This window comes from Pseudomonas imperatae (assembly GCF_057128625.1).
This window is the reverse complement of sequence record NZ_JBSKHP010000001.1, coordinates 289,591-316,143: the sequence shown is the minus strand read 5'-3', so window position 1 is coordinate 316,143 and position 26,553 is coordinate 289,591. Positions and strand designations below refer to the sequence as shown.

General features: G+C 63.7%; 26 protein-coding genes, 1 other RNA gene and 2 pseudogenes. 9 read left to right on the top strand and 20 right to left on the bottom strand.

Annotated elements, in window-relative coordinates:
* Nucleotide 1: 1 nt before the first annotated feature.
* The 9 genes from mraY to rsmI form a co-directional block, all read right to left on the bottom strand.
* Nucleotides 2–1,084: a phospho-N-acetylmuramoyl-pentapeptide-transferase gene (mraY, locus tag ACWKWX_RS01520; protein WP_416426836.1), complete on the bottom strand. Its 1,083-nt coding sequence runs from the start codon at nucleotides 1,082–1,084 to the stop codon at nucleotides 2–4.
* Nucleotides 1,084–2,451, bottom strand: coding sequence for a UDP-N-acetylmuramoyl-tripeptide--D-alanyl-D-alanine ligase (locus tag ACWKWX_RS01515; RefSeq protein WP_416426837.1), 1,368 nt, complete (start codon nucleotides 2,449–2,451; stop codon nucleotides 1,084–1,086). The genes mraY and ACWKWX_RS01515 overlap by 1 nt, the downstream gene beginning before the upstream one ends.
* Nucleotides 2,444–3,907, bottom strand: coding sequence for a UDP-N-acetylmuramoyl-L-alanyl-D-glutamate--2,6-diaminopimelate ligase (locus tag ACWKWX_RS01510; RefSeq protein WP_416426838.1), 1,464 nt, complete (start codon nucleotides 3,905–3,907; stop codon nucleotides 2,444–2,446). Before ACWKWX_RS01510 ends, ACWKWX_RS01515 begins: the two co-directional genes overlap by 8 nt.
* Complete coding sequence (locus ACWKWX_RS01505; RefSeq protein WP_416427465.1) at nucleotides 3,907–5,643, bottom strand: peptidoglycan D,D-transpeptidase FtsI family protein; 1,737 nt, start codon at nucleotides 5,641–5,643, stop codon at nucleotides 3,907–3,909. The genes ACWKWX_RS01510 and ACWKWX_RS01505 overlap by 1 nt, the downstream gene beginning before the upstream one ends.
* Nucleotides 5,643–5,936: a cell division protein FtsL gene (gene ftsL, locus ACWKWX_RS01500; protein ID WP_416426839.1), complete on the bottom strand. Its 294-nt coding sequence runs from the start codon at nucleotides 5,934–5,936 to the stop codon at nucleotides 5,643–5,645. The genes ACWKWX_RS01505 and ftsL overlap by 1 nt, the downstream gene beginning before the upstream one ends.
* Nucleotides 5,933–6,880: a 16S rRNA (cytosine(1402)-N(4))-methyltransferase RsmH gene (gene rsmH, locus ACWKWX_RS01495; protein WP_416426840.1), complete on the bottom strand. Its 948-nt coding sequence runs from the start codon at nucleotides 6,878–6,880 to the stop codon at nucleotides 5,933–5,935. The genes ftsL and rsmH overlap by 4 nt, the downstream gene beginning before the upstream one ends.
* A complete protein-coding gene (mraZ, locus tag ACWKWX_RS01490; protein ID WP_416426841.1) occupies nucleotides 6,877–7,332 on the bottom strand; it encodes a division/cell wall cluster transcriptional repressor MraZ in 456 nt (151 codons plus the stop codon). The genes rsmH and mraZ overlap by 4 nt, the downstream gene beginning before the upstream one ends.
* Before the next feature lie 309 nt (nucleotides 7,333–7,641).
* Nucleotides 7,642–8,001, bottom strand: an RNA gene (gene rnpB, locus ACWKWX_RS01485) — RNase P RNA component class A.
* 419 nt (nucleotides 8,002–8,420) lie between these two features.
* On the bottom strand, nucleotides 8,421–9,263 hold the full coding sequence (gene rsmI, locus ACWKWX_RS01480; RefSeq protein ID WP_483826857.1) for a 16S rRNA (cytidine(1402)-2'-O)-methyltransferase: 843 nt from the start codon (nucleotides 9,261–9,263) through the stop codon (nucleotides 8,421–8,423).
* Nucleotides 9,264–9,473: 210 nt separating this feature from the next.
* Between rsmI and ACWKWX_RS01475 the strand changes: the two genes are divergently transcribed.
* From ACWKWX_RS01475 to ACWKWX_RS01460, 4 genes are all read left to right on the top strand, one after another.
* Nucleotides 9,474–11,249, top strand: a complete 1,776-nt coding sequence (locus tag ACWKWX_RS01475) for a penicillin-binding protein activator (protein ID WP_483826856.1) — start codon at nucleotides 9,474–9,476, stop codon at nucleotides 11,247–11,249.
* Nucleotides 11,249–11,620, top strand: a complete 372-nt coding sequence (locus ACWKWX_RS01470) for a YraN family protein (RefSeq protein ID WP_476295644.1) — start codon at nucleotides 11,249–11,251, stop codon at nucleotides 11,618–11,620. Before ACWKWX_RS01475 ends, ACWKWX_RS01470 begins: the two co-directional genes overlap by 1 nt.
* A gap of 131 nt (nucleotides 11,621–11,751) precedes the next feature.
* A complete protein-coding gene (locus tag ACWKWX_RS01465) occupies nucleotides 11,752–12,345 on the top strand; it encodes a phosphoheptose isomerase (RefSeq protein WP_416426845.1) in 594 nt (197 codons plus the stop codon).
* Nucleotides 12,342–12,920: a BON domain-containing protein gene (locus ACWKWX_RS01460; protein ID WP_416426846.1), complete on the top strand. Its 579-nt coding sequence runs from the start codon at nucleotides 12,342–12,344 to the stop codon at nucleotides 12,918–12,920. Before ACWKWX_RS01465 ends, ACWKWX_RS01460 begins: the two co-directional genes overlap by 4 nt.
* A gap of 144 nt (nucleotides 12,921–13,064) precedes the next feature.
* On the opposite strand, the gene ACWKWX_RS01455 is transcribed toward ACWKWX_RS01460, so the two are convergent.
* From ACWKWX_RS01455 to rplM, 7 genes are all read right to left on the bottom strand, one after another.
* Complete coding sequence (locus ACWKWX_RS01455) at nucleotides 13,065–13,487, bottom strand: ClpXP protease specificity-enhancing factor (protein WP_416426847.1); 423 nt, start codon at nucleotides 13,485–13,487, stop codon at nucleotides 13,065–13,067.
* Between the two features lie 10 nt (nucleotides 13,488–13,497).
* Nucleotides 13,498–14,121 (bottom strand): glutathione S-transferase N-terminal domain-containing protein, encoded by a 624-nt coding sequence (locus ACWKWX_RS01450; protein ID WP_416426848.1) that lies wholly within the window; start codon nucleotides 14,119–14,121, stop codon nucleotides 13,498–13,500.
* Nucleotides 14,122–14,279: 158 nt separating this feature from the next.
* Nucleotides 14,280–15,056 (bottom strand): cytochrome c1, encoded by a 777-nt coding sequence (locus ACWKWX_RS01445; protein ID WP_483826855.1) that lies wholly within the window; start codon nucleotides 15,054–15,056, stop codon nucleotides 14,280–14,282.
* A complete protein-coding gene (locus tag ACWKWX_RS01440) occupies nucleotides 15,056–16,267 on the bottom strand; it encodes a cytochrome b (protein WP_416426850.1) in 1,212 nt (403 codons plus the stop codon). Before ACWKWX_RS01440 ends, ACWKWX_RS01445 begins: the two co-directional genes overlap by 1 nt.
* On the bottom strand, nucleotides 16,267–16,860 hold the full coding sequence (gene petA / locus ACWKWX_RS01435; RefSeq protein WP_416426851.1) for a ubiquinol-cytochrome c reductase iron-sulfur subunit: 594 nt from the start codon (nucleotides 16,858–16,860) through the stop codon (nucleotides 16,267–16,269). The genes ACWKWX_RS01440 and petA overlap by 1 nt, the downstream gene beginning before the upstream one ends.
* A gap of 409 nt (nucleotides 16,861–17,269) precedes the next feature.
* On the bottom strand, nucleotides 17,270–17,662 hold the full coding sequence (gene rpsI, locus ACWKWX_RS01430) for a 30S ribosomal protein S9 (RefSeq protein WP_483826854.1): 393 nt from the start codon (nucleotides 17,660–17,662) through the stop codon (nucleotides 17,270–17,272).
* A 14-nt stretch (nucleotides 17,663–17,676) separates the two neighbouring features.
* A complete protein-coding gene (gene rplM / locus ACWKWX_RS01425; protein WP_158155250.1) occupies nucleotides 17,677–18,105 on the bottom strand; it encodes a 50S ribosomal protein L13 in 429 nt (142 codons plus the stop codon).
* Between the two features lie 248 nt (nucleotides 18,106–18,353).
* Between rplM and ACWKWX_RS01420 the strand changes: the two genes are divergently transcribed.
* Nucleotides 18,354–19,394, top strand: coding sequence for an NADP(H)-dependent aldo-keto reductase (locus ACWKWX_RS01420; protein WP_416426852.1), 1,041 nt, complete (start codon nucleotides 18,354–18,356; stop codon nucleotides 19,392–19,394).
* Nucleotides 19,395–19,466: 72 nt separating this feature from the next.
* Here the strand turns inward: ACWKWX_RS01420 and ACWKWX_RS01415 are convergent, their stop codons facing one another.
* A complete protein-coding gene (locus ACWKWX_RS01415) occupies nucleotides 19,467–20,606 on the bottom strand; it encodes an acyl-CoA dehydrogenase family protein (protein WP_483826853.1) in 1,140 nt (379 codons plus the stop codon).
* Between the two features lie 240 nt (nucleotides 20,607–20,846).
* On the opposite strand from ACWKWX_RS01415, the gene ACWKWX_RS01410 reads away from it, so the two are divergent.
* Nucleotides 20,847–21,743 (top strand): GlxA family transcriptional regulator, encoded by an 897-nt coding sequence (locus ACWKWX_RS01410; RefSeq protein WP_416427466.1) that lies wholly within the window; start codon nucleotides 20,847–20,849, stop codon nucleotides 21,741–21,743.
* 86 nt (nucleotides 21,744–21,829) lie between these two features.
* Here the strand turns inward: ACWKWX_RS01410 and zapE are convergent, their stop codons facing one another.
* The 3 genes and pseudogenes from zapE to ACWKWX_RS01395 all read right to left on the bottom strand — a co-directional run.
* On the bottom strand, nucleotides 21,830–22,924 hold the full coding sequence (zapE, locus tag ACWKWX_RS01405; protein ID WP_483826852.1) for a cell division protein ZapE: 1,095 nt from the start codon (nucleotides 22,922–22,924) through the stop codon (nucleotides 21,830–21,832).
* An 85-nt stretch (nucleotides 22,925–23,009) separates the two neighbouring features.
* Nucleotides 23,010–24,359 carry a tryptophan--tRNA ligase gene (locus tag ACWKWX_RS01400; protein ID WP_483826851.1) on the bottom strand — a complete coding sequence of 450 codons (1,350 nt, stop codon included), beginning with the start codon at nucleotides 24,357–24,359 and terminating at the stop codon, nucleotides 23,010–23,012.
* Between the two features lie 24 nt (nucleotides 24,360–24,383).
* Nucleotides 24,384–25,037: pseudogene (locus ACWKWX_RS01395) on the bottom strand (alpha/beta hydrolase); the annotation flags it as partial.
* Between the two features lie 120 nt (nucleotides 25,038–25,157).
* On the opposite strand from ACWKWX_RS01395, the gene ACWKWX_RS01390 reads away from it, so the two are divergent.
* The 3 genes and pseudogenes from ACWKWX_RS01390 to ACWKWX_RS01380 all read left to right on the top strand — a co-directional run bounded on the left by ACWKWX_RS01390 (nucleotide 25,158) and on the right by ACWKWX_RS01380 (nucleotide 26,498).
* Nucleotides 25,158–25,592, top strand: a complete 435-nt coding sequence (locus tag ACWKWX_RS01390) for a Z-ring associated ZapG family protein (protein WP_416426856.1) — start codon at nucleotides 25,158–25,160, stop codon at nucleotides 25,590–25,592.
* 82 nt (nucleotides 25,593–25,674) lie between these two features.
* Nucleotides 25,675–26,034, top strand: a pseudogene (locus ACWKWX_RS01385) (DoxX-like family protein); the annotation flags it as partial.
* On the top strand, nucleotides 26,031–26,498 hold the full coding sequence (locus tag ACWKWX_RS01380) for a DUF2269 family protein (protein ID WP_483826850.1): 468 nt from the start codon (nucleotides 26,031–26,033) through the stop codon (nucleotides 26,496–26,498). The pseudogene ACWKWX_RS01385 and the gene ACWKWX_RS01380, both read left to right, overlap by 4 nt.
* Nucleotides 26,499–26,553 lie beyond the last annotated feature (55 nt).

The following is a 26,553-nucleotide window of genomic DNA, read 5'->3' as shown; positions in this document are numbered from 1 at the left end:
TCTACCTCAGTTTCAGGGTGGCAAGGCCGATCAGCACGAGGATCACGGTGATGATCCAGAAGCGGACGATCACGCGCGGCTCGGGCCAGCCCTTGAGTTCAAAGTGGTGGTGGATAGGTGCCATGCGGAACACGCGGCGACCGGTCAGTTTGAAAGAGGCCACCTGAATGACCACTGACAGGGTCTCCATCACGAACACGCCACCCATGATGAACAGCACGATTTCCTGGCGCACGATGACGGCGATGGTGCCCAGGGCAGCGCCCAGGGCCAGCGCACCGACGTCACCCATGAAGACCTGGGCCGGGTAGGTGTTGAACCACAGGAAGCCCAGGCCGGCACCGATCAGCGCGCCACAGAACACGATCAGCTCGCCCGCGCCCGGCACGTACGGGATCAGCAGGTAGTCGGCGAATTTCACGTTGCCCGACAGGTAGCAGAAGATGCCCAGGGCACCGCCCACCATCACCGTCGGCATGATCGCCAGGCCGTCCAGGCCATCGGTGAGGTTCACCGCGTTGCTGGAGCCGACGATCACGAAGTAGGTGAGGATGATGAAGCCCACGCCCAGGTAGATGCTGGCGTCCTTGAACATCGGGATGATCAGGGTGGTTTCCACGGCGCTTGGCGCGGTGGCGTACAGGAAGATCGCCGCGCCCAGGCCGAATACCGACTGCCAGAAATACTTCCAGCGGCTAGGCAGGCCGCGCGAGTTCTTCTCGATCACCTTGCGGTAGTCGTCCACCCAGCCGATGCCGCCGAACAGCAGGGTCACCAGCAGCACGGTCCACACGTAGCGGTTGGTCAGGTCGGCCCACAGCAGGGTGCTGATGCCGATGGCCGACAGGATCAGGGCGCCGCCCATGGTCGGGGTGCCGGACTTGGACAGGTGCGATTGCGGGCCGTCGTTACGCACGGCCTGGCCGATCTGACGAATCTGCAGGGTACGAATCATCCAGGGGCCCAGGAACAGGGCCAGCGACAGCGCGGTCAGCACACCCAGGATCCCGCGCAGGGTCAGGTACTGGAAGACCGCGAAGCCTTTGTAGAACTGTTGCAGATACTCCGCCAGCAGCAGCAGCATTAATGTTTCTCCCCGCTGGAACCGCACAAGGCCGCCACGACGTTTTCCATCGCAGCGCTGCGCGAACCCTTGATCAAAATAGTGGTGTTCTTGCCTTTCTCGGCGCCAAGCGCAGCGATCAGGTCAAGTTGTGTGCCGAAATGGCGAGCATTGGTACCGAACGCATTCACTGCGTGAACCATGTTCGGGCCCACGGCGTACAGGGTGTCGACCTTGCCGAGGGCGTATTCGCCCACTTGCCGATGCCCCTCTTCCGCCCATTGCCCCAATTCGCCGATGTCCCCGAGCACCAGGACGGTGCGTCCGGAAAAGCCGGCGAGTATATCAATGGCCGCGCACATTGAGGTGGGGTTTGCGTTGTATGTATCGTCAATTACACGCACGCCGCTCGGCGCGATCTGCGCCACGGTGCGGCCCTTGACCGGCTGCACGCTTTCCAGGCCACGGGCGATGTCGCCGATGGCCAGACCAAAGGCATGGGCGGCGGCCGCGGCGGCCAGGGCGTTCTGCACGTTGTGGGTGCCCAGCAGGTTCAGCTGGACCCGCGCCGTGCCTTGCAGGCCGTGCAGATTGAAGCTCGGGCAGCCGCGTTCATCGGCCTGGATGTCGCTGGCGTGGAAATCGGCTGCCGTGTTGGTCAGGGCGAAGCTGAGCACGCGGCGCTGGCCGGCACGGGTGTGCCAGATGCCGTAGGCCTTGTCGTCCAGGTTGAGCACCGCAGTGCCGTCGGCGGCCAGGCCGTCGATGATTTCGCCCTTGGCCTCGACGATCTTCTCCGGCCCGCCGAACTCACCCACGTGGGCGGTGCCGGCGTTGTTGAGGATGGCCACGTGGGGCTGGGTCAGGCCCACGGTGTAGGCGATCTCGCCCAGGCGCGAGGCGCCCAGCTCGATGACCGCGGCGGTGTGCTGCGGGGCCAGTTCGAGCAGGGTCAGCGGCGCGCCCAGGTCGTTGTTCAGGTTGCCACGGGTGGCCAGGACATCGCCCTGGGTGCGCAGGATGCCGGCCAGCAGCTCCTTGACCGTGGTCTTGCCGCTGGAACCGGTGATAGCGGCGACAGGACGGTTGAAACGGGCACGATTCAGCGCGCCCAGTTGGCCCAGCGCCACGCGGCAATCAGCCACCACCAGTTGCGGCAGGTCGACGCCGGCCACTTCACGCTCCACCAGCGCGGCGACCGCGCCCTTGGCGGCGACGTCGGCCAGGTAGTCATGGCCGTCGAAACGCGGGCCGGTCAGTGCCACGAACAACTGGCCGGCGACGATGGCGCGGCTGTCGATGCTGACACCGTTGAATTCCACATCCTGGCCATGCAAACGCGCAGCCAGCGGCTTGAGCAGTTCTGCCAGGGACATGGGCTTAAGCATGGTCCACCTCCCAGGTAGCCAGGGCCTTGGCGGCCTCCTCCAGATCGGAGAACGCCAGGCGCTGGCCGTTGATTTCCTGATAATCCTCGTGCCCCTTGCCGGCCAGCACGATCACGTCGTCGGCATTGGCCTTGGCGATGAGCTGGGCAATGGCCGGGCCACGCCCCGAGACGAACTCGACCCGGGCAGCAGCGCTGAAACCGGGGCGAATGTCGGCAAAGATCTGCAGCGGGTCTTCGCTGCGCGGGTTGTCGTCGGTGACCAGCACGCGGTCGGCCAGGCGCTCGGCCACTTCGGCCATGAGCGGGCGCTTGCCACGGTCACGGTCGCCGCCACAGCCGAACAGGCACACCAGCTCGCCCTTGGCGTGCGGGCGCAGGGCCAGCAGCACTTTGTCCAGGGCGTCGGGGGTGTGGGCGTAATCGACCACCACCAGCGGCTGCTTGCCACCGCCCAGGCGCTGCATGCGCCCCAGGGGGCCTTCCAGCTGCGGCATCACCTTGAGGATGTCATCCAGCGGGTAATCCAGCGCCAGCAGCGTGCCGACCGCGGCCAGCACGTTGCTGAGGTTGAAACGCCCCAGCAGGCGGCTGCGCAGCACGTGCTCGCCCTGGGCAGTGACCAGGGTGGCGCGCACGCCGTGGTCGTCGAACTCGGCTTCGCGGCAGTACAGGGTGGCCGCCGGGTCCAGCAGGCTGTAGGTGATCAGCCGCGACTCATGGGCTTCCTCGGCCAGGGTGCTGCCGAAGGCATCATCCAGGTTCAGCACCCGGCAGCGCAGGCCGGTCCAGCCGAACAGCTTGGCCTTGGCGGCGGCGTAGGCCTGCATGCTGCCGTGGTAGTCCAGGTGGTCGCGGCTGAGGTTGGTCAGCACCGCCACGTCGAACGCCAGGGCGGCCACGCGGCCCTGGTCCAGGGCGTGGGACGACACTTCCATGGCCACGGCCTTGGCCCCGGCCTTCTTCAGGTCGGCCAGGGTCGCCTGCACAGCGATCGGGTCGGGCGTGGTCAGGCGGCCGCTTTGCAGGGCTTCGTAGAAACCGGTGCCCAGGGTGCCGATCAGGCCGCAGCGCTGGCCCAGCAGGTCCAGGGCCTGGGCCACCAGTTGGGTGACGCTGGTCTTGCCGTTGGTGCCAGTGACACCCACCACGTTGAGCAGGCGGCTCGGGTCTCCGTAGAAGCGCCCGGCAATGTCGGACAGCTGGCGCACCAGGCCCTTGACCGGAATCAGCGGCACGTCGGTGATCGGCAGCACGGTGGCGCCGTCCACTTCATAAGCCACGGCGGCAGCGCCACGGCCCAGGGCGTCGGCGATGTGCGCACGGCCATCGACCTTGGCCCCTGGCACGGCCAGGAACAGGTCGCCGGGGCGCACGCTGCGGCTGTCCAGCGCCAGCTCGCGGATCAATGGATCGCGGTTGGCCTGGGCGAAAATCTTGCTCAGCGGCATGCTCATCAGCCACGCCCTCCCTTGCTGGCCGCAGGCTGGGCCTGGGCTGTTTCCTGCGGGGTGCTCGGCAGGTTGTCGGGGGTCACGTTCATCAGCCGCAGCGTGCCGGACATGACCTTGCTGAACACCGGTGCCGATACCAGGCCACCGAAGTAACCGGCCTTGCTCGGTTCGTCGATGACCACGACGATGGCGTAGCGCGGGTCGCTGAGCGGGCCGAAGCCGGCGAACAGCGAACGGTAGGCGTTCTCGGTGTAGCCACGCGAACCGATGGTGGCCTTACGGGCGGTACCCGACTTGCCGGCCACGTGGTAGCCCGGCACCCGCGCACGGTAGACGCCGCGCGAGTCCTCGATCACTTCCTTCATCATGCCTTGCAGGGTCTTGGCCACCTGCTCTGGCATCACCCGCGTGGCCGCCGGCTTGCCGTCGACCTTGAGGATGCTCAGCGGCACGATCTCGCCGTCGTTGGCGATGGCCGAATAGGCGTGCACCAGCTGCAGCGCGGTCACCGACAGGCCGTAGCCGTAGGACAGGGTCGCGGTCTCGGCCTTTTTCCAGTCGCGGTGGTTGGGCAGGTTGCCCACGCGCTCGCCCGGGAAGCCCAGGCCGGTGTATTGGCCAAGGCCCACGGCCGACATGGCACGGAAGATGTTCTCGCCGCCGACGTCGAAGGCCACCTTGCTCATGCCCACGTTACTGGAGTTGATCAGGATGCCGGTGAGGTCGAGGATCGGGCCCTCGGTCTTGGTCACGTCTTTAATGGTGTAGCGGCCGATCTGCAGGCTGCCGGGGTACACCTCGACCTTGTCGGTCGGCTTCCAGCGCCCGGTCTCCAGGGCCGCGCTCATGGAGATCGGCTTCATGGTCGAGCCGGGCTCGAACACGTCGGTGATCGCCCGGTTGCGCATGGACGCCGGGAACATGGTCTTGCGGTTGTTCGGGTTGTAGGTGGGCTGGTTGACCATGGCCAGCACTTCGCCGGTCTTCACGTCCATGATCACCAGGCTGCCCGCCTTGGCCTCGTTCTCGACGATGGCGTTGCGCAGCTCGCGGCTGGCCAGGTATTGCAGGCGCAGGTCGATCGACAGGGTCAGGGTCTTGCCCGCCTTGGCGTTCTTGGTGACCTGCACGTCCTTGATCAGGCGGCCGCGGCGGTCCTTGATGACCTGGCGCTTGCCCGGCACGCCGGCCAGCCAGTCTTCGTACGCCAGCTCCACGCCCTCGCGGCCGTGGTCGTCCAGGTCGGTGAAGCCGACCATGTGCGCGGTCACGTCACCGGCGGGGTAGAAACGACGAAATTCCTCGATGCCGTAGACACCAGGAACCTTGAGGTCGAGCACGGTCTGGCCCTGCTCCGGCGTAAGGCCGCGCACCAGGTAGATGAATTCCTTGGTGGCCTGGGCGTCGAGGCGCGTCGACAGCTCCTTGGGGTCCTGCCCCAGGGCTGCAGCCAGTGCCGGCCATTTGCTCTTGTCCGCCTGCATCTCCTTGGGGTTGGCCCACAAGGTGGTGACCGGCGTACTGACGGCCAACGGCTCGCCGTTGCGGTCGGTGATCAGGCCGCGGTGCGCAGGAATGGGAATGTGCCGCACGCTGCGGGCATCGCCCTGGCCCTTGAGGAAATCATGGTCGATGACCTGCAGGTCGACGATGCGCCACACGATCGCGCCCACCATGATACCCAGCAAGGCCACGAGCACCCGGAAACGCCACGGGTACAGGGCGCCGTCGAGTTTCATCATGGCGTCACCATCTTGATTTCGGCGGCGTCGGGAATACGCATTTTCAGTTGGCCGCTGGCCAGCGCCTCGATGCGGCTATGGGCGGTCCAGGTGCTTTGCTCCAGGATCAGCCGGCCCCACTCGGCCTGCGCCTTGTCGCGCTCGCTCAACTCGTTGTACAGGCTGTTGAGCAGCTGACGGTTGAGGTGCGCGCTATAGGACACGGCGATGGCCGACACCAGCACGGCAATGAACAGCAGCAGCATCAGGAAGCTGCCGCCCGGCAAAGGCTTGGCGTAGAGCTTGCTCACCGCAGCTTCTCCGCCACGCGCATGACCGCGCTGCGCGAGCGCGGGTTGGCCTTGAGCTCGGCTTCAGACGCGAACTGGGCCTTGCCGTGAACCTTGATCTTCGGCTCGAACGCCTGGAAGCGCACGGGCAGGTTGCGCGGCAGGTTGTCGGCCTCGCCCTTGGCGAGCTTGCGCATGAACAGCTTGACGATGCGGTCTTCCAGCGAGTGGAAGCTGATGACCACCAGGCGGCCGCCGATTTCCAGCGACTCCAGCGCGGCTTCAAGGCCCGCCTCCAGGTCAGCCAGCTCGTTGTTGACGTGGATACGCAGGCCCTGGAAGGCACGGGTAGCCGGGTTCTTGCCCTTTTCCCAGGCAGGGTTGGCGACCTTCAGCACTTCGGCCAGGTCGGCGGTGCGCTCGAACGGCTTGATTTCACGGCGTGCGACCACGGCATTGGCCATGCGCTTGGCGAAGCGCTCTTCGCCGTATTCCTTGAACACGCGGGCAATTTCTTCGGCCGGGGCGTTGGCGATGAACTCGGCGGCGCTGACGCCGCGGCTTGGGTCCATGCGCATGTCCAGCGGGCCGTCGTTCATGAAGCTGAAGCCGCGCTCGGGGTCGTCCAGCTGGGGCGAAGACACACCCAGGTCCAGCAGCACGCCGTTGACCTTGCCGGCCAGGCCTTGGCTAGCAATTTCGCTACCCATTTCCGCAAAACTGCGCTGCACAATGACAAAGCGGCCGTCTTCGGCCGCCAGCGCTTGCCCCGTGGCAATCGCTTGTGGGTCCTTGTCGAAGCCCAGCAATCGGCCGTCCGGCCCCAGGTGCTTGAGGATCAACCGGCTGTGACCACCCCGCCCGAAGGTACCGTCCACATAGCAGCCATCGCCCTGTATGGCGAGAGCCTCGACGGCTTCGTCAAGCAATACGGTGATGTGGTTAAAGCCGCTATCTATAGTCACAGAATCAAATCACGCAGTTCATCAGGCATGGCGCCCGGTTGTTGAATAGCTGCCAGGTCCGCATCAGCAAGCGCGTTCCAGGCATCCTCGTCCCACAGTTGAAACTTGTTCAGCTGGCCTACCAGCATCACTTTCTTGTCCAGCTTCGCGTACTCGCGCAGGCGCGGCGGAACCAGAAAACGCCCGCTGCCGTCGAGCTCCAGGTCAACCGCATTACCAATCAGCAACCTTTGCAGACGGCGGTTTTCTTCCCGGAGCGACGGCAGCGCGCGCAGCTTTGTTTCAATTAATTCCCATTCGTCCAGCGGGTACACACACAGGCAGCGGTCGACGGCGTCGATGGTCACGATCAACTGGCCATTGGAGCGCGAAACCAGCTCGTCACGGTACCGGCTCGGCATGGCGAGACGGCCCTTTGCATCGAGACTGATGGCATTAGCTCCGCGAAACACAGAGGCGCTTCCCCAAGATTTAGTTTTTCGTGCCTAAAAACCCACTTTGTGCCACTTTCCGCCACTTGCGCACACTATAGGAATGCGCCCACACCACCGTCAAGGCACGCTCGTAAGGAAAACCCTTACAGATCGGCGATTTAGGTGACAAAAGGAAAGAGATGGGCTAAATCGAGGGAAACGCGGGGGCATAAAGCCAAGTTAACTCAAGGGTCTACGCGTCAAACTTAAAGTGATTTATTAAGAGTAAGATTTTTTCGGTATTACCAGGGCCGCTTCTGCTATTGATTGATGCAGAAGGGAAAAGAGGTGGAGAGTCGATCTGTAAGCCGGGTTCTGTCGAGGACAGTCATTCCTCTACGATGGCCATCACTGGACACCTTTAGCAACCTACCCGGTTCCAACGCGGGCCGCGCCATGTGGAACCCTATTTGGTCTTGCTCCGAGTGGGGTTTGCCTAGCCACGAACTGTTACCAGACGTGCGGTGCGCTCTTACCGCACCTTTTCACCCTTACCGGCGCCGAAACGCTTAGGCGGTTATTTTCTGTGGCACTTTCCGTAGGCTCGCGCCTCCCAGGTGTTACCTGGCACTCCGCCCTATGGAGCCCGGACTTTCCTCCCCCCGCTTTTGCGGAACAAAAGCAGGCAGCGACTGTCCAATCGACTCTCCGCCGACAAGGTTAATGGTAGCGGGCGTTGAGAACAAGCTTTATCAGAGGTTTGTGACGGATTGGGGGTGCGCGGCGGGTCTTGCAGGTGCATGCCGGGGGATTTTCAAGCCTCATGGCATCGAGCGCCGCCCGCGCGGCGCATCGCGACCAAGGTCGGCTCCTACGCTTGTTGCAACGTGCCTCGCGATAGATTGGGGTTGCCAGCCTGGTGGCACCACCACAAATCTCCAGCGGGCAGACAAAGCGGACGAGATAATGGCACAGGCATAACTGGCCCGAAACAAATGTAGGAACGGGGGGCGGCCATCCGCCTTGCCCGCGATGCGCCGCGCGGGCGGCGCTGGATGTCATGGGCGCTGAAAAAATCTCGACATGCACATGGCGGCCATCATTCCACACTCTCGCCATGCCACCCCTCACTCCCCCTTCTGCCGCTCCAATGCCACCTGGTACAGCACATTCTTGCGCGCCCCGGTAATTTCCGCCGCCAACGCCGCCGCGCGTTTTAGCGGCATCTCCTTGAGCAGCAGGTCCAGCACGCGCATCACCTCGGCGCTCACCACCTCGTCACTTTCGGGCGGCGTCCAGCCTGCCACCAGCACCACGCACTCGCCGCGCTGCTGGTTGCTGTCGCTCTCCACGAAGGCACGCAACTCGGCCAGCGGCAAGCCCTTGAGGGTCTCGAAGGTCTTGGTCAGTTCGCGCGCCAGCAGTGCCGGGCGCTCGGGGCCGAACACCAGCTCCATGTCCTGCAAGCATTCCAGGATACGGTGGGGCGCCTCATAGAAGATCAGCGTGCGCGGCTCTTCGCGCACCTGCTCCAGGCGCGAGCGGCGGCCGACGGTCTTGGCCGGCAGGAAGCCTTCGAAGATGAAACGGTCGGACGGCAGGCCGGCCGCCGATAGCGCCGCGATCAGTGCGCAAGGGCCGGGCACCGGCACTACCGGGATACCCGCGGCGCGCACCTGGCGCACCAGGTGGTAGCCAGGGTCGGAGATCAGCGGCGTGCCGGCGTCGGAGATCAGCGCCACGCTCTCGCCCGCCAGCAGCTTGTCGAGGAAGCGCCCACCCTCGTCGCGCTCGTTGTGCTCGTGGCACGCGGCCAGCGGCGTGTTGATGCCGAAGTGCTGCAGCAGGCGGATCGAATGGCGGGTGTCCTCGGCGGCGATCAGCGCCACGTCATTGAGGATCTTCAACGCCCGAGCGCTCATGTCGTCCAGGTTACCGATGGGCGTGGCCACCACATAAAGTGTTCCCATCGCGGAATTCGAAGCACCTGGAGCAGTCACAGCACACACCTGTCGTTGGCAAAAGCGGCATTGTAGCGCGCCCTTTCGCCCAGCGGCCAAAAAGCCCGCGGTAAAACCCTGAATGACCTTTGATGCGCCTTTCACGCCAGTGACATCGCACCGGGGGCCGTGCTTGGGTACAATTGCGGGCCTAACCGATCGAGTATCAGGAAGATATACATGACAGCTTGCCTGCGGCTGCTCTCAGCCCTATGCCTTGCCGCCCTGTTGGCGGCCTGCGCCAGCGCGCCTTCCAACAGCCTCGGCGAACTGCCGCGTACGCCTGACGCCACCATCGAGCAACTGCTCGGCCAGGCCGCCTCGGCCAAGACCCCGGCCGATGCCGCCGTGCTGCGCCTGAGCGCCGCCGACCTCGCCTACCGCCAGCACGCCAACCAGCGTGCCGCGCAGATCCTGGCACAGGTGCAGGTCGAGCAGCTCAACGTGGGCCAGCAGATCATCGCCAGCACCCTGGCAGCCGAGCTGGCCCTGGCCCGCAACCAGCCCAAGGAAGCCCTGGCCGCGCTCAACCACCCCAGTCTGCAGCGCCTGAACGAGGCGTCGGTAGAACAGCAGGTTCGCGCCCACACCGTGCGTGCCCGCGCCCTGGAAGCCGACGGCCAGACCCTGCCCGCCGCCCAGGAACGCGTGTTCATCGCCCCGCTGCTCAGCGGCGACGCGGCTGCCGCCAACAACGAAGCCATCTGGACTCTGGTCAGCAGCCTGCCGGTCGACCAGCTGCAATCCACCGGCACCGACGACCTGGCGGGCTGGCAGAGCCTGGCCCTGGCCGTGAAGAGCGCCGGCACCCTGGACCAGCAGAAGGCTGCCATCGACAACTGGCGCAGCAGCCACCCCGACCACCCCGCCGCCAAGCAATTGCCGGTGGCGCTGGTGAAGCTCAAGGAGCTGACCAGCCAGCCACTGACCAAGATCGCCCTGCTGCTGCCCCAGCAAGGCCAGCTGGCCTCGGTGGGCAAGGCCCTGCGTGACGGCTTCATGGCCGCCTACTACCAGGCCCAGCAGGCCGGGCAAAAGCCACCGGTGGTGGAAATGTTCGACAGCTCCCGCGTGACCTCCATGGATGACTTCTACCGCCAGGCCCAGGCCGCCGGCGCGCAGCTGGTGGTCGGCCCGCTGGAGAAACCGCTGGTGAAACAACTGGCCGGTCGCCCGCAACTGCCCATCACCACCCTGGCGCTCAACTACAGCGACGGCACCCAGGCCAACCCGCCACAACTGTTCCAGTTCGGCCTGGCCGCCGAGGACGAGGCCCGCGAGGTCTCCCGTCGCGCCCGTGCCGATGGCCTGCATCGCGCCGTGGCCCTGGTGCCGCGCGGCGAGTGGGGCGACCGCGTGCTGGCCGCCTTCCGCCAGGACTTCGAAGCCAACGGCGGCCAGCTGCTGGGCTCCCAGCGCGTTGACCAGCCCGTGGCCCTCGCCCAGCAGATCGGCGACCTGATGCAGGCTCGCCAGGGTGGCAACGGCAGCAACGGCTCGCGTCGCCAGGACGTCGACTTCATCTTCCTGGCCTCCACCCCGCAACTGGCCCAGCAGATCAAGCCGACGCTGAACTTCCAATACGCCGGTGACGTGCCGGTGTACGCGACGTCCAACGTCTACAGTGCCAGCGGCGACCAGGCCCAGTACAACGACATGAACGGCGTGCGCTTCTGCGAAACCCCGTGGCTGCTGGACAACAGCAACCCACTGCGCCAGCAGGTGGTACACCAGTGGCCCCAGGCCGGTGGCAGCCTTGGCCGCCTGTACGCCATGGGTGCCGACGCCTTTGGCCTGGCCCCGCGCCTGGCGCAGTTGAAAGCGCTGCCGGACAACCGCCTGCAAGGCCTGTCGGGCAACCTGAGCATCAACGCCGGCCAGCGCATCGAGCGCCAGCTGCCGTGGGCCCAGTTCGCCAATGGCCAGGTGCAGCGCCTGCCGGACACTGTGCAGTAATGCTCGCCAGCTCGCCGCGCCAGGCCGGCCAGGAGGCCGAAGCGCAAGCCCTCGCACACCTGCAGCAGCAGGGTTTGCAGGTGCTTGCGCGCAACTGGCTGTGTAAAGGCGGCGAGCTTGATCTGGTCATGCTTGATGGCGATACAGTAGTATTCGTCGAAGTTCGTTACCGCCTGCACGCACAATGGGGTGGCGCGCTCGAAAGTATCGACGCGCGCAAGCGTGCCAGAGTGGTCAATGCCGCACATTCGTTCCTGCACCAGGAAGCACGCTGGGCCAATAGCCCCTGCCGCTTCGACGTAATCGCCCTGGAAGGCACCGCCAGCAAGGATATGCGCCTGAACTGGCTACGCAACGCCTTCGACAGCTGACCAGGCCATCGTGAGCGCTGCCGTTTACCCCCTTATTCCAACGTTTTTTGCTCTTTGCTTTGCGGGCTGCACATTCATGTGCCGGGACGCTGAACAGCGCCCGACCAGCCGCCCTAATTAAGGTCACACTGATGGACATGCAATCCCGAATTCGCCAGCTTTTCCAGGCCAGTATCGATACCAAGCAACAGGCGATGGAAGTCCTTGCACCGCACATCGAGCAAGCCAGCCAGGTCATGGTCAACGCGCTGCTCAACGAAGGCAAGATGCTGTCCTGCGGCAACGGCGGCTCGGCCGGCGACGCCCAGCACTTCTCCTCGGAGCTGCTCAACCGCTTCGAGCGCGAGCGCCCGAGCCTGCCAGCCATTGCCCTGACCACCGACAGCTCGACCATCACCTCGATTGCCAACGACTACAGTTACAACGAAGTGTTCTCCAAGCAGATCCGCGCCCTGGGCCAGCCCGGCGACGTGCTGTTGGCGATCTCCACCAGCGGCAATTCCGCCAACATCATCCAGGCGATCCAGGCCGCACATGACCGCGAAATGGTTGTCGTAGCCCTGACCGGCCGCGACGGTGGCGGCATGGCCTCGCTGCTGTTGCCCGAGGACGTGGAGATTCGCGTCCCGGCCCACGTCACCGCACGCATCCAGGAAGTCCACCTGCTGGCGATCCACTGCCTATGCGATCTGATCGACAGCCAACTGTTCGGGAGTGAAGAATGACCCCTAATCGCCTTGGCCTGATGGCCTTGACCCTGTGCCTGAGCCTGACCGGCTGCAGCTCGTTCCTGACCGCTACCCGCGACAAGCCCATCGAGGATGACCGCGGCACCCGCACCTTCGGCAGCAAGATCGACGATTCGCTGATCGAGACCAAGGTGTCGGTGAACGTGGCCAAGGCCAGCCCTGACCTGGACCAGAACTCGCACATCATCGTCAGCAGCTTCAACGGTGTGGTGCTGCTGGCCGGCCAGACCCCGCGCGCCGACCTCAAGGCCATGGCCGAACAGGCTGCCGCCGGCGTGCAGCGCGTCAAGCGCGTGCACAACGAACTGCAGGTGATGGCGCCCTCCTCGATCCTGGCACGCAACAACGACGCCTGGCTGACCACCAAGATCAAGACCCAGATGCTGGCCGACGCCAGCATCCCCGGCTCGCGCATCAAGGTGATCACCGAGAACGGCATCGTCTACATGCTGGGCCTGGTGACCCAGAAGGAAGCCGCCCAGGCAGCCTCGCTGGTGCAGGGCGTGGGTGGCGTGCAGAAGATCGTGAAGCTGTTCGAATACATCGATTGACCGCCTGTAGCCGCTGCCGCCAGGCTGCGCTGGCCCTGTGCCTCACTGAAGATCCTCAGGGTTCACGCCGGCCAGCGCAGCCTGGCGGCAGCGGCTACAGATCCTGGCACAAAAAAAGGCGATCCAACTGGATCGCCTTTTTTGTTACTTGACCACCTTCAAGCTAGGCCGCCCTGCCGGGCGTTGCGGTCGGCCGCCATCGGGCGGCAGGTCATCGTCGCTGCCATCGAGCACGACTTCTTCTTCCTCGGCCAGCGACGGCTCCAGGTCGAAGACCATGCCCTGGCCGTTTTCCCGGGCATAAACGCCCAGGATAGCGCCGATCGGCACATAGAGCGTGTGCGCGACGCCGCCGAAGCGACCTTCGAAGCTGACCGCGTCGTTGTCCATGTGCAGGTGGCGCACGGCACTGGGCGACACATTGAGGACGATCTGGCCATCACTTGCAAAGCCCTTGGGGACCTGCACCGAACGGTGTTCGGAATTGACCAGCATGTGGGGCGTGCAATCGTTATCCACGATCCACTCGTAGAGTGCACGTACAAGGTACGGACGACTGGAGTTCATCAACGGCTCCTTAAACCGGGCGCATTTCACGTTCAGCGGCCGAGAGGCTAGCCTGGAAGGCCTCGCGGGCGAACTGACGTTCCATATAGTCCAGCAGCGGCTTTGCAGGCCGCGGCAATTCGATACCCAGCACTGGCAAGCGCCAGAGTATGGGCAGTAGACAGCAATCAACCAGACTTTGCTCCTCACTGAGGAAGAAAGGCTTGTCGGCAAACAGGGGCGAAACGCCCGTCAGGCTCTCACGCAGCTCCTTGCGGGCCTGTACACGCGCCGGTTCCTTGGTGCGCGCGTCGAGAATCAGGTCCACCAACCCGCACCAGTCGCGCTGGATCCGGTGGATCAGCAGGCGGCTGTTGGCCCGCGCCACCGGGTACACCGGCAGCAACGGCGGATGCGGGTAACGCTCATCCAGATATTCCATCACCACGGTGGATTCGTACAGCGCCAAATCCCGATCGACCAGCGTCGGCAGGCTGCCGTACGGGTTCACTTCGATCAGCTTGGCCGGCTGCGAACCTGCCGCCACACTGATGATCTCGGCGCTTACACCCTTCTCGGCGAGAACGATGCGCACCCGGTGAGAATAGTGGTCAGCGGGGTCGGAGTAACAGGCCAACCGGTTGGTCACGCCCATGGCGGTCCTCCTCGCGTATAAAAAACATGAATAACACAAAAACGAGCGCGCCCCTGAAGCACTCCCTCGGCGAAGGTGACTGGAACGGCTTCCAGGTTCGCCATGCAGCGGAGTCGCCAAAGGGGCGCGCGCATTTAACAGCAGATCTTACCGCATATTCAATGAACGTCTTTCCAGTATTCACGTTTGAGCAGGTAAGCAAAGATGAACAAAACCGCCAGGTACAGCAGCACGTACGTGCCGATTCGCTCGGCCTGCAGCTTGTTGGGGTTGGCCGAGTACGCCAGGAAGGTCACCAGGTTCTTGATCTTCTCGTCGAACTGCTCAGGCGTCAGGCTGCCGGTTTTCGGCAGCAGGGTCAGCTGGTCACAGGCCTCGTGGGTTAGCGGCGAGCCCGTCAACGGGTCGTACTGCTTCTTGCCGTCGGTGACCACCTGCACCTGCTTGCAGCCGATCACCTGGCGGCCCTGCAGGCCGCCCAGCACGTTGGGCATGCCGACATTGGGGAACACGGCGTTGTTGACACCCCAGGGCCGCGCAGGGTCCTCGTAGAACGAGCGCAGGTAGCCATAGAGCCAGTCGGTGCCACGCACCCGCGCCACCAGGGTCAGGTCCGGCGGCGCCGCGCCGAACCAGGCCTTGGCGTCGGCGGGCTGCATGCCGATGGTCATGTGGTCGCCGATCTTGGCGCCGGTGAACACCAGCTTCTGCAGCATCAGGTCGTGGGGAATGCCCAAGTCATCGGCGACACGCTCGTAGCGCTGGAACTTGGCGCTGTGGCAGCCCATGCAGTAGTTGGCGAAGGTGCGGGCGCCGTCCTGCATGGCGGGCTTGTCGGCCAGGTCGATGTCGACTTTCTCCAGCTCCGGGCCTTCGGTAGCCAGGGTCAACGCGGGCAGTAACGCAAGAATGAATACCGCTAATAATTTTTTCATCAGCCAGTCACCCTTTCCGGTACCGGTTTGGTCTTCTCGAAGCGGGTGTAGAACGGCATCAGGATGAAATAGGCGAAATACAGCACCGTGCACACCTGGGACACCAACGTTCGCTCCGGCGTCGGTGGTTGCACGCCCAGGTAGCCCAGGGTCATGAACGACACGCAGAACAACGTCAAGGCCACGCGGCTGACCCAGCCCTTGTAGCGCATGGACTTCACCGGGCTGCGGTCCAGCCAGGGCAGCACGAACAGCACCGCAATGGCGGCGCCCATGGACATCACCCCCAGCAGCTTGTCGGGCACCGCGCGCAAGATCGCGTAGAACGGCGTGAAGTACCACACCGGGGCGATGTGCTCGGGCGTCTTGAAGGCGTTGGCCTGCTCGAAGTTGGGTTTTTCCAGGAAGTAGCCGCCCATTTCCGGGAAGAAGAACACAATGGAACAGAACACGAACAGGAACACCACCACGCCGACAATGTCCTTCACCGTGTAGTACGGGTGGAAGGCAATGCCGTCCAGGGGCACGCCGTTTTCGTCCTTGAGCTTCTTGATTTCGATGCCGTCGGGGTTGTTGGAGCCCACCTCGTGCAGCGCCAGGATATGCAACACCACCAGGCCCAGGATGACGATGGGCAAGGCAATCACGTGCAGGGCGAAGAAGCGGTTCAGGGTGATGCCGGAAATCAGGTAGTCGCCGCGAATCCACTGGGTCAGGTCATTGCCGATCACCGGGATGGCGCCGAACAGCGAGATGATCACCTGCGCGCCCCAGTACGACATCTGCCCCCACGGCAGCAGGTAGCCCATGAAGGCCTCGGCCATCAGCGCCAGGTAGATGAGCATGCCGAAGATCCACACCAGCTCCCTGGGCTTCTTGTAGGAGCCGTACAGCAGGCCGCGAAACATGTGCAGATACACCACGATAAAGAACGCCGAAGCGCCCGTGGAGTGCAGGTAGCGCAGGATCCAGCCGTAGGACACGTCGCGCATGATGTACTCGACCGAGGCGAACGCCTCTTCTGCCGAGGGCGTGAAGCTCATGGTCAGCCACACGCCGGTGATGATCTGGTTGACCAGCACCAGCAGCGCCAGCGAGCCGAAGAAATAGAAGAAGTTGAAGTTTTTCGGGGCGTAGTATTTGGTGAGGTGCTCTTCCCACATTTTTGTCGCGGGGAAGCGGGCATCCACCCAGGCCATGAACTTGCTCATCACGCTTTCTCCTGATCGACGCCGATGACAATCACATCGTCCGACTCGTAAGAGTGCGGCGGCACCGCCAGGTTGAGCGGTGCGGGCTGGGACTTGTAGACGCGACCGGCGAGGTCGTAGTGGGAACCGTGGCAAGGGCAGAAATAGCCCCCCACCCAATCCTTGCCCAGGTCGGCCGGAGCCACCTCGGGGCGGAAAGTCGGTGAGCAGCCCAGGTGCGTGCAGATGCCGATCAGAATCAGCACCTGCGGCTTGATAGAGCGCAGCTTGGGGTCGACATAGGCAGGCTGGGTCGAGTTCTTGGACTCGGGGTCGGAGAGACGGTCTTCGATCTTGCCCAGATTGGCGATGATCTCGTCGGTGCGGCGCACCACGAACACCGGCTGGCCACGCCATTCGGCGATCACCTGCTGGCCGGGCTCCACCTTGCTGATGTTGAACTTGACTGGAGCCCCCGCCGCCTTGGCCTTGGCACTGGGAAACCAAGACCCCACGAACGGGACCGCAGCCCCTACCGCTCCTGCTGCGCCGACCACGGACGTGGCCGCTACGAGGAAGCGACGCCGGCCTGCATTCACGCCGTCATTGCTCATTCAGTCCTCTCCCATCAGCTTGGTGGCCTGTTGCAACAGGCATCTACATTGTTGGTTCCATCCAGCCAGGCCCGGTCAGCCTGAAAATCTGCCGAATGGTAGTTAAAAGCCCATACATAGACAAGGGAAATACCCGCGGCAAACGACTGCGCCCCCGGCCTTGCGCGGCATGCGCAGGTGCAGCAAGCCGCTGCACAAAAACTTCGCACCCCACGTCATTCATCGTAGCCGCTGCCGCAGGCTGCGCTGGCCATTTGCAGCAACACGAATCTGTAGTGAACATTCGGGCCAGCGCAGCCTGACGGCAGCGGCTACGGCCCCTTGACGCTCACCGTAGTCTAGCCGACATAAAAAAAGCCCGGTTCCAAAGGAACCGGGCTTTTTTTGAACGGAGTCGCGAAGCTTTGAATTAACGCTTCGAGTACTGCGGACGCTTACGCGCTTTACGCAGACCGACTTTCTTACGTTCAACTTCACGAGCGTCACGAGTCACGTAGCCAGCTTTACGCAGGGCGCTACGCAGGGTCTCGTCGTATTGCATCAGAGCACGGGTGATACCGTGACGGATTGCACCGGCTTGACCGCTGACACCACCACCGATAACGGTGACGTAGATGTCGAACTTCTCGGTGGTCTCGGTCAGTTCCAGCGGCTGACGAACTACCATGCGGGCAGTTTCACGGCCGAAGAAAGCGTCCAGAGAACGGTTGTTGATGGAGATGTTGCCAGTACCCGGACGCAGGAAAACGCGTGCGGTAGCGGTCTTGCGACGGCCAGTGCCGTAATTTTGAGTCGCCGACATAATGAACTATTCCGTTAAATCTTCAGTTCTTGGGGCTGCTGAGCAGTATGAGGGTGAGCAGCGCCCGCATAGACTTTCAGCTTACGGTACATGTCGCGACCCAGCGGGTTCTTCGGCAGCATGCCTTTTACCGCGGTCTCGATCACGCGCTCAGGGGCTTTGGCGATCAGCTTCTGGAAGTTGATCGACTTGATGCCGCCCGGGAAACCGGAGTGGGAGTAGTACATTTTGTCAGTGGTCTTGGCGCCAGTGACACGAACCTGCTCAGCGTTGATGACGACGATGTAGTCACCGGTGTCAACGTGAGGGGTGTATTCTGGTTTGTGCTTGCCACGCAGACGGCTCGCGATCTCAGTAGCCAGACGACCCAGGGTCTGACCAGCAGCATCAACGACGAACCAGTCGCGTTTTACTGTTTCCGGTTTAGCAGTAAAAGTTTTCATTCTTTATAGCCTCGAAGGCCGTCCAGCAAAAAGAGACGGCAGATCTTACTGAATAGTGCGTACTTTGACAAGTCAAAGGCAGCCGGATACAGACGCTATCGGGGGCTCGGGTCAGCGCGTCCAATATACGGCAAGATTCTTCGGCGAGCGGCGCATCACTTCCACTGCAGAGAGAGGGGGCGAATTATCCAGATTGCGAAAAAAATATCAACCTGCTTTTATGATTCCTTTGCCTTGAGGAGACGCAGATGGATTATCGCCGACTGGGACGCACCGACATCAAGGTCAGCGCCCTGTGCCTGGGCACCATGACCTGGGGCGAGCAGAACACCGAGGCAGAGGGCTTCGCGCAGATCGAGCGGGCCAAGCAGGCGGGCATCAATTTCATCGACACGGCGGAAATGTACCCCGTGCCCCCTCGTCCGGAAACCTACGCTGCCACCGAAAAAGTCATTGGCAACTATTTCAAAAGCCGCGGTGATCGCGCCGACTGGGTGCTGGCCAGCAAGATCGCCGGCCCCGGCAACGGCATCGCGCACATCCGCGACGGCCAGCTGCGCCACAACCGCCAGCACATCGTGCAGGCCCTGGACGCCAGCCTCAAGCGCCTGCAGACCGACTGGATCGACCTGTACCAGCTGCACTGGCCCGAGCGCAGCACCAACTTCTTCGGCAAGCTGGGCTACCAGCACACCCAGGACGAGCTGATCACGCCGCTGGAAGAAACCCTGGAAGCGCTGGACGAACAGGTGAAGGCCGGCAAGATCCGCCACATCGGCCTGTCCAACGAAACGCCGTGGGGCACCATGAAGTTCCTGCAACTGGCCGAGAGCCGTGGCTGGCCTCGGGCAGTGTCGATCCAGAACCCCTACAACCTGCTCAACCGCAGCTTCGAGGTGGGCCTGGCGGAAGTCGCCATCCGCGAACAGTGCGGCCTGCTGGCCTATTCGCCGATGGCCTTCGGCATGCTCTCGGGCAAGTTCGAGAACGGCGCCAGGCCGGCCAACGCGCGCCTGACCCTGTTCAGCCGCTTCAGCCGCTATTCCAACCCGCAGAGCGTGGCCGCCTGCAGCCGCTACGTGGCCCTGGCCCGCGAACACGGCCTGGACCCGGCGCAGATGGCCCTGGCGTTCGTCACCCAGCAGCCGTTCGTGACCAGCAACATCATTGGCGCCACCTCGCTGGAGCAGCTGGACGCCAACATCGCCAGCTTCGACCTGAAGCTGAGCGACGCGGTGCTGGAAGGCATCGAGGCGATTCACAAGGACCAGCCCAACCCGGCGCCGTGATGGCCCTGACGCGGCCTTTGGCCGCTGCTACGAAGCCCGTAGCAGCGGCCGCAGGCCGCGTCCCCAGCCTCCTCAAATCACCGAACGGGCAATGATCTCCTTCATGATTTCATTGGTCCCGGCATAAATGCGCTGCACCCGCGCATCCGCCCACGCCCGGGCAATCGGGTATTCCCACATGAAGCCGTAGCCGCCGTGCAACTGCACGCATTCGTCGAGCACCTTGCACTGCAGGTCCGAGCCCCAGTACTTGGTCATCGCTGCCGTGGGCACGTCCAGCTCGCCCTTGAGGTGCAGCTCCAGGCAGCGGTCGATGAACACCCGGCCGATCTGCACTTCGGTGGCAATCTCCGCCAGCTTGAAGCGAGTGTTCTGGAAGTCGGTGATGGCCTTGCCGAACGCCTTGCGGTCGCGGGTGTAGTCCAGGGTCCATTGCAGCGCCGCCTCGGCCGAGGACACCGCGCCGATGGCCACGGTCAGCCGCTCCTGGGGCAACTCCTGCATCAGGTAGGCGAAGCCCTGGCCGGCCTGGCCCAGCAGGTTGTCCTTGGGAATGCGCACGTTGTGGAAGAACAGCTCGGAGGTGTCCTGGGCCTTCATGCCCACCTTCTCCAGGCGCTTGCCCTTGTCGAAGCCCGGGGTGCCCGCCTCCACCACGAACAGGCTGGTGCCCTTGGCGCCGGCCTTGGGGTCGGTCTTGGCCACCACTATGACCAGGTCGGCGAGCAAGCCGTTGGTGATGAACGTCTTGGAGCCGTTGATCACATACTCGTCGCCGTCCAGCACCGCCGTGGTCTTCACCCCTTGCAGGTCGGAACCGGCGCCCGGCTCGGTCATGGCAATGGCGCTCACCAACTCGCCGCTGACCAGGCGCGGCAGGTATTTGTGCTTCAGGGTCTCGCTGCCGTAGTGAAGGATATAGGGCGCGACGATGTCGGAATGCAGCGAGAAGCCAATGCCGCTCAGGCCCAGGCGGCTGATCTCTTCGATCACCACTGCGCTGTAGAGAAAGTCGGCGCCCATGCCGCCGTATTCCTCGGGGATGTGCGAGCACAACAGCCCCGCATCGCCGGCCTTGTTCCACAACTGGCGGTCGATGTGGCCCTGTTTCTCCCACTGGGCGTGAAAGGGCGCGGCTTCTTTCTCGAAGAACTTGCGCACGCTGGCGCGAAACAGTTCGTGGTCGGAGCTGAACACTGTCCTAGGAATCATCCTACACCTCTCGCTGAGCAATCCATGGTAGATAGCTGAGACTAAGCGCGGCGGCATGTATCGGCACTGGACACAAACGCCAAAAAATAAGACGATCCAGCCGCTTATTGACCACTATCCCTTATAAGAATAATGAACATGATGTTTACCCCGAATACCCCGTCCCTGCGGCGCGTGAGCATTCTGGCCATCGACAAGGTGTTCGCCTCGACGCTGATGCATGCCAAGGATTTTTTCCACCTGGCAGGCCTGCGCCACGGCAAACAGATGGGCCAGGGCCTGACGTCGCTGTTCGAAACCCGCCTGATCAGCCCCGACGGCCAACCCGTGATTACCTTCAGCGGCGTACAGGTGCCCGTGGACGGCACCCTGGAAGACGCCGATATCATCGTGCTACCCGCCTTCTGGGATGACTTCGACGCCCTGTGCCTGCGCTACCCGCAGGTGCTGCCGTGGCTGCGCGCCCAGCACGCCCGTGGCGCGGTGCTGTGCGGCGAGGCCAGCGGCGTGTTCTGGCTGGCCGAGGCCGGCCTGCTGGACGGCAAGGAGGCCACCACCTACTGGCGCTTCTTCGGCCAGTTCGCCGAGCGCTTCCCCCAGGTGATGCTCAACCAGGACAAGCACCTCACCGACGCCGACAACCTGTACTGCGCCGCCGGCACCACCTCGGCCTGCGACCTGTACATCTATTTGATCGAGCGCTTCTGCGGCGCCAGCGTCGCCCAGGCGGTGTCGCGCGACATCCTCTACGAGGTGCAGCGCAACTACACCCCGGGGCGCATGGGTTTTGGCGGGCAGAAACTGCACCAGGACCTGATCATTCTGCAGATCCAGCAGTGGCTGGAGGAGCACTTCGCCGACAAGTTCCGCTTCGAGGACGTGGCGCGCGAGCATGGCATGAGCATCCGCAACTTCATGCGCAGGTTCCAGAACGCCACGGGCGACAAGCCGTTGCACTACCTGCAGCGGCTGCGCATCGAAACGGCGAAGGGCTTGCTGTCGGGCTCGCGCAAGAGCATCAAGACCATCAGCTATGAGGTGGGCTACGACGACGCGAGCTTCTTCGCCCGCCTGTTCCGCCAGCACACGGCGCTGTCGCCGAACCAGTACCGGCAGCAGTTCCTGCAAGAAGCCTGACCCGCCCGTAGCAGCGGCCGCCAGGCCGCGTCCAGCCGTTGCACAAAGGTGTTGCCGGACGCGGCCTGACGGCCGCTGCTACGGGGTCAAGGCTTGTGTGCGCGCGACAGGAATTCGTGCGACTGCATTTCCAGCAGGCGGCTGAGTGTGCGCTGGAACTCGAACATCAGGCGGCCGCCGGTGTACAGGTCCTTCAGCTCGACTTCGGCCGAGATGATCAGCTTCACGTTGCGGTCGTAGAACTCGTCGACCATGTTGATGAAGCGCCGGGCGATGTCGTCGGTGGCCACGCCCATCTGCTCCACGCCGCTGAGCAGCACGGCATGGAAGATCTTGCCCAACTCGATGTAGTCGTTCTGGCTGCGCGGGCCGTCGCACAGTTCGCGGAAGTCGAACCAGGCCACGTCGTCACAGGTCTTGAGCGCGCGAATCTCGCGGTTCTCGATCATCAGCACGTCGTTTTCCACCGCCGCAGTGCATTCCGGGGTCAGCGCCTTGAAGCTCTTGCGCAGGCTTTCCGCGGCCGCCTCGTTCAGGGGGTAGTGGAACAGCTCGGCCTGTTCCAGGTGGCGCAGGCGGTAGTCCACGCCGCTGTCGACGTTGACGATCTCGGTGTTCTGCTTGATCAGGGCGATGGCCGGCAGGAAGCGCGCGCGCTGCAGGCCGTCCTTGTACAGGCCGTCCGGGACGATGTTGGAGGTAGCCACCAGGGTCACGCCGTTCTTGAACAGCTCTTCCATCAGCGTGCCGAGGATCATGGCGTCGGTAATGTCGGAGACGAAGAATTCGTCGAAGCAGATGACCCGGGCCTCGTCGGAGAAGCGCTTGGCGATCACCGTCAGCGGGTTTTTCTCACCCTTGAGGGTGCGCATTTCTTCGTGCACGCGCTTCATGAAGCGGTGGAAGTGGGTACGCACCTTCTCCTTGAACGGCAGCGCCTCGAAGAAGGTGTCCACCAGGTACGTCTTGCCCCGCCCTACGCCGCCCCAGAAGTACAGGCCCTTGACCAGGGTCGGCTCCTTCTTGCCGAACAGCTTGCCGAACAGGCCCGGCTTGCTGTCATGCGCCGCGACCAGGTCGTCGTACAGACGCTGCAGGTGACGCACCGCGGTTTCCTGCGCAGCATCATGGAAGAACTCGGGGCGTTTGAGGTCAGCTTGATATCGTTCTAGAGGCGTCATATTCGTTAGCAGGGCAACAAAAACGGGCCGTCACTGTAACGACGACCCCGGGTTATGGCAATTAGACTTGCGACAGTTGGTCGCATTAGTCCTGTTGGGGCTGCAAGGCCACGCGCAGAGCCTCTACCGCGGCATCACGGGCAGCGCTGTCGGCGAACTCGGGGCTGTCGCCCACGCAGGCGTCGTCCAGCCACAGGGTGAAGCCATTGCCTTCGCTGCGCACGTCCAGCGCCGCACCGCTTTGCAGCTGCTTGCTGACCTGGCCGGCGGCCTTGCCATCGGCGAAGTTGCGCGACAGCAGCAGTTGCTCGCCATCGGCGCCCAGCAGGCGGAAGCGGAAGCTACCGTCCTCGTCGCGGAAGCTGACGAAGCGCGCGGCCTTGGCGGCCTTCTTCTTGGTGGCGGTGGCTACCTGCGCCTGCTCGCGGAACGAACGCAGGCCCACGGCTTCGCGCAGCTCACCAAGGAACGGCGTGGCCACCTTGCGGGCCTTGGCGGCGCCGGCCAGCAGGATGTCTTCCAGGTCGGCCGGGCGGGCGATGAACTGATGGTATTTCTCGCGCGCTTCGCCCAGCTCGTTGTCCAGCAGGGTGAACAGGCGGCTCTTGGCCTCGCCCCAGCCCAGGCCCTGCAGCAGCTCTTCGCGGAACTCGGCCTGTTGCGCCGGGGTGGCGAAGGCCTGGTACAGGGTGAATAGGTGGGAGTTGTCCGGGTCCTTCGCCTCGCCCGGCGCACGGGAGTCGGTGACGATGCGCGAGATGGCGTCCTTCATGTCCTTGGCGCTGGTGAACAACGGGATGGTGTTGTCGTAGCTCTTGGACATCTTGCGCCCGTCCAGGCCCGGCAAGGTGGCCACGCTTTCCTCGATCAGCGCCTCGGGCATCACGAAGTACTCGCGGCCCTGGCCGAACAGGTGGTTGAAGCGCTGACCGATGTCGCGGGCCATTTCCACGTGCTGGATCTGGTCACGCCCCACCGGCACCTGGTGGGCGTTGAACATCAGGATGTCGGCGGCCATCAGCACCGGGTAGCTGAACAGGCCCATGGTGATGCCGGCGTCCGGGTCTTCACCGGCTTCCACGTTTTTGTCCACCGAGGCCTTGTAGGCGTGGGCGCGGTTGAGCAGGCCCTTGCCGGCCACGCAGGTCAGCAGCCAGGTCAGCTCGGGGATCTCGGGAATATCGGACTGGCGGTAGAAGGTCACACGGTCCACGTCCAGGCCGGAGGCCAGCCAGGTGGCGGCGATTTCCAGGCGCGAGCGCTGGATGCGCAGCGGGTCGTCGCACTTGATCAGCGCGTGGTAGTCGGCCAGGAAATAGAACGAATCGGCATCGCTCTGGCGGCTGGCGACGATGGCCGGGCGGATGGCACCGGCGTAGTTGCCCAGGTGCGGCGTGCCAGTGGTGGTGATACCGGTCAGGATACGTGTGGTCATGGGCTAATTCTTGTCTGTCTGCAATCAGTTCGAAAGGCGTGGCAGGACCAGATCTTTCAGGTCGGTCAGCTTGCCATGAAAAAAGTGTCCGCATTCTGCCACTTTCAGCAGCTCATGGGGACGTTGCAGCTGCGCGGACCAGGCATACACCAGGGCCGGGTCCACCACTTCGTCGGTTTCGGGCTGGATCACGGTCAGCGTGCCGCCCAACGGCAGGCTATGCTCCGGCGTCAGGCGCATCACTGCCGGCGCCACCATGAACAGGCGCTGCATGCTCTGCCCCGCCGCTTCCAGGCGCCCGCCCAGGCCGGCGGCCACGAAGCCACCGAAAGAGAAGCCCAGCAGTGTCAGTGGTAGCTCGGGGTGCTGGCTGCGCAACCAGGCGGCGGCGGCCTGGGCGTCATCGATTTCGCCGTTGCCCATGTCGTGGCTGCCGGCGCTGGCGCCCACGCCACGGTAATTGAAACGCAAGGTAACAAAGCCGGCGTCACGCGCCGTGCGCTGCAGGGTCGAGATGACCTTGTTGAGCATGGTGCCACCCTGCACCGGGTTGGGGTGGCAGATCAGCGCAATGCCACGCGCGTCGGGGGTGTCCAGGTACAGCGCCTCGAGCTGGCCCTGCGGGCCATCGATGAAAACGGGGGTTTCGCGGATCAGCAAGGGTACACTCCGTGACCTCGAAAGGGGTCGACTCGTCTAGTCGAAGGATTCTGTCTGAAATATTTGCGATTGCTCGCGGTATACAGCGCAGGTTAGAGCCGTTAACGTAAAGCAAAGCCGTTTATAGAGGAAGGACTCGTGGAACACTCGCTCTTAGTTTGGTTGTTGCCGACAATCGCCCTCGTCGTGGGTGTCGTGATTGGCCTGGTCGTCGCCCGCCTCGTGCCCAATGCCGCTCCCAGCAGCACTCAGCGCCAGCTGGACGAGATCCAGGAACGCTTCGACAGCTACCAGAATGACGTGGTCACCCACTTCAACACAACGGCTTCGCTGGTCAAGAAAATGACCCAGAGCTATCAGGAAGTGCAGGAGCATCTCGCCGAGGGCGCCAACCAGCTGGCCCTGGACGAACTGACCCGCCAACGCCTGCTGGCGGCCCTGCACGCTGAAAGTGCCGGCCCCCGCGAACGCCTCACCCCACCGCGCGACGCCGAGCCGCCCCGCGACTACGCGCCCAAGGCGCCTAACTCGCCCGGCATGCTGGACGAGCAGTACGGGCTCAAGCGCAAGTAAGCGCCCGTGTCATTGAAAAAGGAGCCTGTTGGCTCCTTTTTTGTATCCTGCAAGGACCGCTTTCGTGAAACATACCAACTGGCTGCGCCCTGCCCTGCTGGGCACCCTGGTATTTCTCTGGCTATGGACTGCTGCCGTCTGCCTGGGCCCCGGCTTTGACTGGGGCCTGAAGATCATGGCCGAAGCCGGCGTGCAGGGCTGGCTGGCGAGCCTGGCGGTGATTGGCGGCGCGCTCTGTGATGCCGCGCTCGGGCTGGCCCTGCTGTTCAAACGCTGGCGGCGCAAGGCGCTGCTGGCGCAGTTGCTGCTGATGGTCGCCTACACCCTGTTCATCAGCGTGGTGCTGCCCCATTACTGGTTCGATCCCTATGGGAGCGTGGCGAAGAACCTGGTGCTGATGATCGTCACGTTGTGGCTGCATGGCCAGGAGGCCGTTCGATGAGCCTGTACCTGATGCTCAAGACCCTGCACATTCTGTCGTCCACGCTGCTGTTCGGCACCGGGCTGGGCTCGGCGTATTACGCCATGCGTGCGTGGCGCACGGGTGACGTGGCGGTGATCCGCGCCACCTTCCGCCACCTGGTGTTCGCCGATTGGGCCTTCACGGCCACCACGGCGGTGTTCCAGCCGCTGAGCGGCCTGGGGCTGGCGCATTTGGCGGGATGGCCGCTGGCGAGCCCGTGGCTGCTGTGGAGCCTGGGTTTGTATGTGTTCGCCGGGGTGTGTTGGCTGCCGGTAGTGTGGTTGCAGATTCGCGTGCATCGGCTGGCGGAGCAGGCCGTGGCGCAAGGCACTGGCATGCCGCTGGTGGCCAGGCGGTACATGGCGTGGTGGTTCGGCCTGGGGTGGCCGGCGTTCCTGGCGTTTATCGCGATTTTCTACCTGATGGTGGGCAAAGGCGCGTAACCGCGTAGCAGCTGCCGCCAGGCTGCGTCGGGGCCCAACGCGTTGCACCTGGTGT

Bases quoted from the DNA above. Each gene is read 5' to 3' on its own strand.
- rplM (WP_158155250.1), bottom strand. From the start codon at position 18,105: ATGAAAACTTTTACTGCTAAACCGGAAACAGTAAAACGCGACTGGTTC.
- ACWKWX_RS01415 (WP_483826853.1), bottom strand. From the start codon at position 20,606: ATGATTCCTAGGACAGTGTTCAGCTCCGACCACGAACTGTTTCGCGCC.
- ACWKWX_RS01505 (WP_416427465.1), bottom strand. From the start codon at position 5,643: ATGAAACTCGACGGCGCCCTGTACCCGTGGCGTTTCCGGGTGCTCGTG.
- ACWKWX_RS01460 (WP_416426846.1), top strand. From the start codon at position 12,342: ATGACCCCTAATCGCCTTGGCCTGATGGCCTTGACCCTGTGCCTGAGC.
- ACWKWX_RS01470 (WP_476295644.1), top strand. From the start codon at position 11,249: ATGCTCGCCAGCTCGCCGCGCCAGGCCGGCCAGGAGGCCGAAGCGCAA.
- ACWKWX_RS01475 (WP_483826856.1), top strand. From the start codon at position 9,474: ATGACAGCTTGCCTGCGGCTGCTCTCAGCCCTATGCCTTGCCGCCCTG.
- zapE (WP_483826852.1), bottom strand. From the start codon at position 22,924: ATGACGCCTCTAGAACGATATCAAGCTGACCTCAAACGCCCCGAGTTC.
- ACWKWX_RS01400 (WP_483826851.1), bottom strand. From the start codon at position 24,359: ATGACCACACGTATCCTGACCGGTATCACCACCACTGGCACGCCGCAC.
- ACWKWX_RS01450 (WP_416426848.1), bottom strand. From the start codon at position 14,121: ATGGGCGTGACCAACCGGTTGGCCTGTTACTCCGACCCCGCTGACCAC.
- ACWKWX_RS01445 (WP_483826855.1), bottom strand. From the start codon at position 15,056: ATGAAAAAATTATTAGCGGTATTCATTCTTGCGTTACTGCCCGCGTTG.
- ACWKWX_RS01420 (WP_416426852.1), top strand. From the start codon at position 18,354: ATGGATTATCGCCGACTGGGACGCACCGACATCAAGGTCAGCGCCCTG.
- rsmI (WP_483826857.1), bottom strand. From the start codon at position 9,263: ATGGGAACACTTTATGTGGTGGCCACGCCCATCGGTAACCTGGACGAC.
- mraY (WP_416426836.1), bottom strand. From the start codon at position 1,084: ATGCTGCTGCTGCTGGCGGAGTATCTGCAACAGTTCTACAAAGGCTTC.
- ACWKWX_RS01515 (WP_416426837.1), bottom strand. From the start codon at position 2,451: ATGCTTAAGCCCATGTCCCTGGCAGAACTGCTCAAGCCGCTGGCTGCG.
- petA (WP_416426851.1), bottom strand. From the start codon at position 16,860: ATGAGCAATGACGGCGTGAATGCAGGCCGGCGTCGCTTCCTCGTAGCG.
- ACWKWX_RS01440 (WP_416426850.1), bottom strand. From the start codon at position 16,267: ATGAGCAAGTTCATGGCCTGGGTGGATGCCCGCTTCCCCGCGACAAAA.
- ACWKWX_RS01380 (WP_483826850.1), top strand. From the start codon at position 26,031: ATGAGCCTGTACCTGATGCTCAAGACCCTGCACATTCTGTCGTCCACG.
- ACWKWX_RS01465 (WP_416426845.1), top strand. From the start codon at position 11,752: ATGGACATGCAATCCCGAATTCGCCAGCTTTTCCAGGCCAGTATCGAT.
- rpsI (WP_483826854.1), bottom strand. From the start codon at position 17,662: ATGTCGGCGACTCAAAATTACGGCACTGGCCGTCGCAAGACCGCTACC.
- ACWKWX_RS01455 (WP_416426847.1), bottom strand. From the start codon at position 13,487: ATGAACTCCAGTCGTCCGTACCTTGTACGTGCACTCTACGAGTGGATC.
- ACWKWX_RS01510 (WP_416426838.1), bottom strand. From the start codon at position 3,907: ATGAGCATGCCGCTGAGCAAGATTTTCGCCCAGGCCAACCGCGATCCA.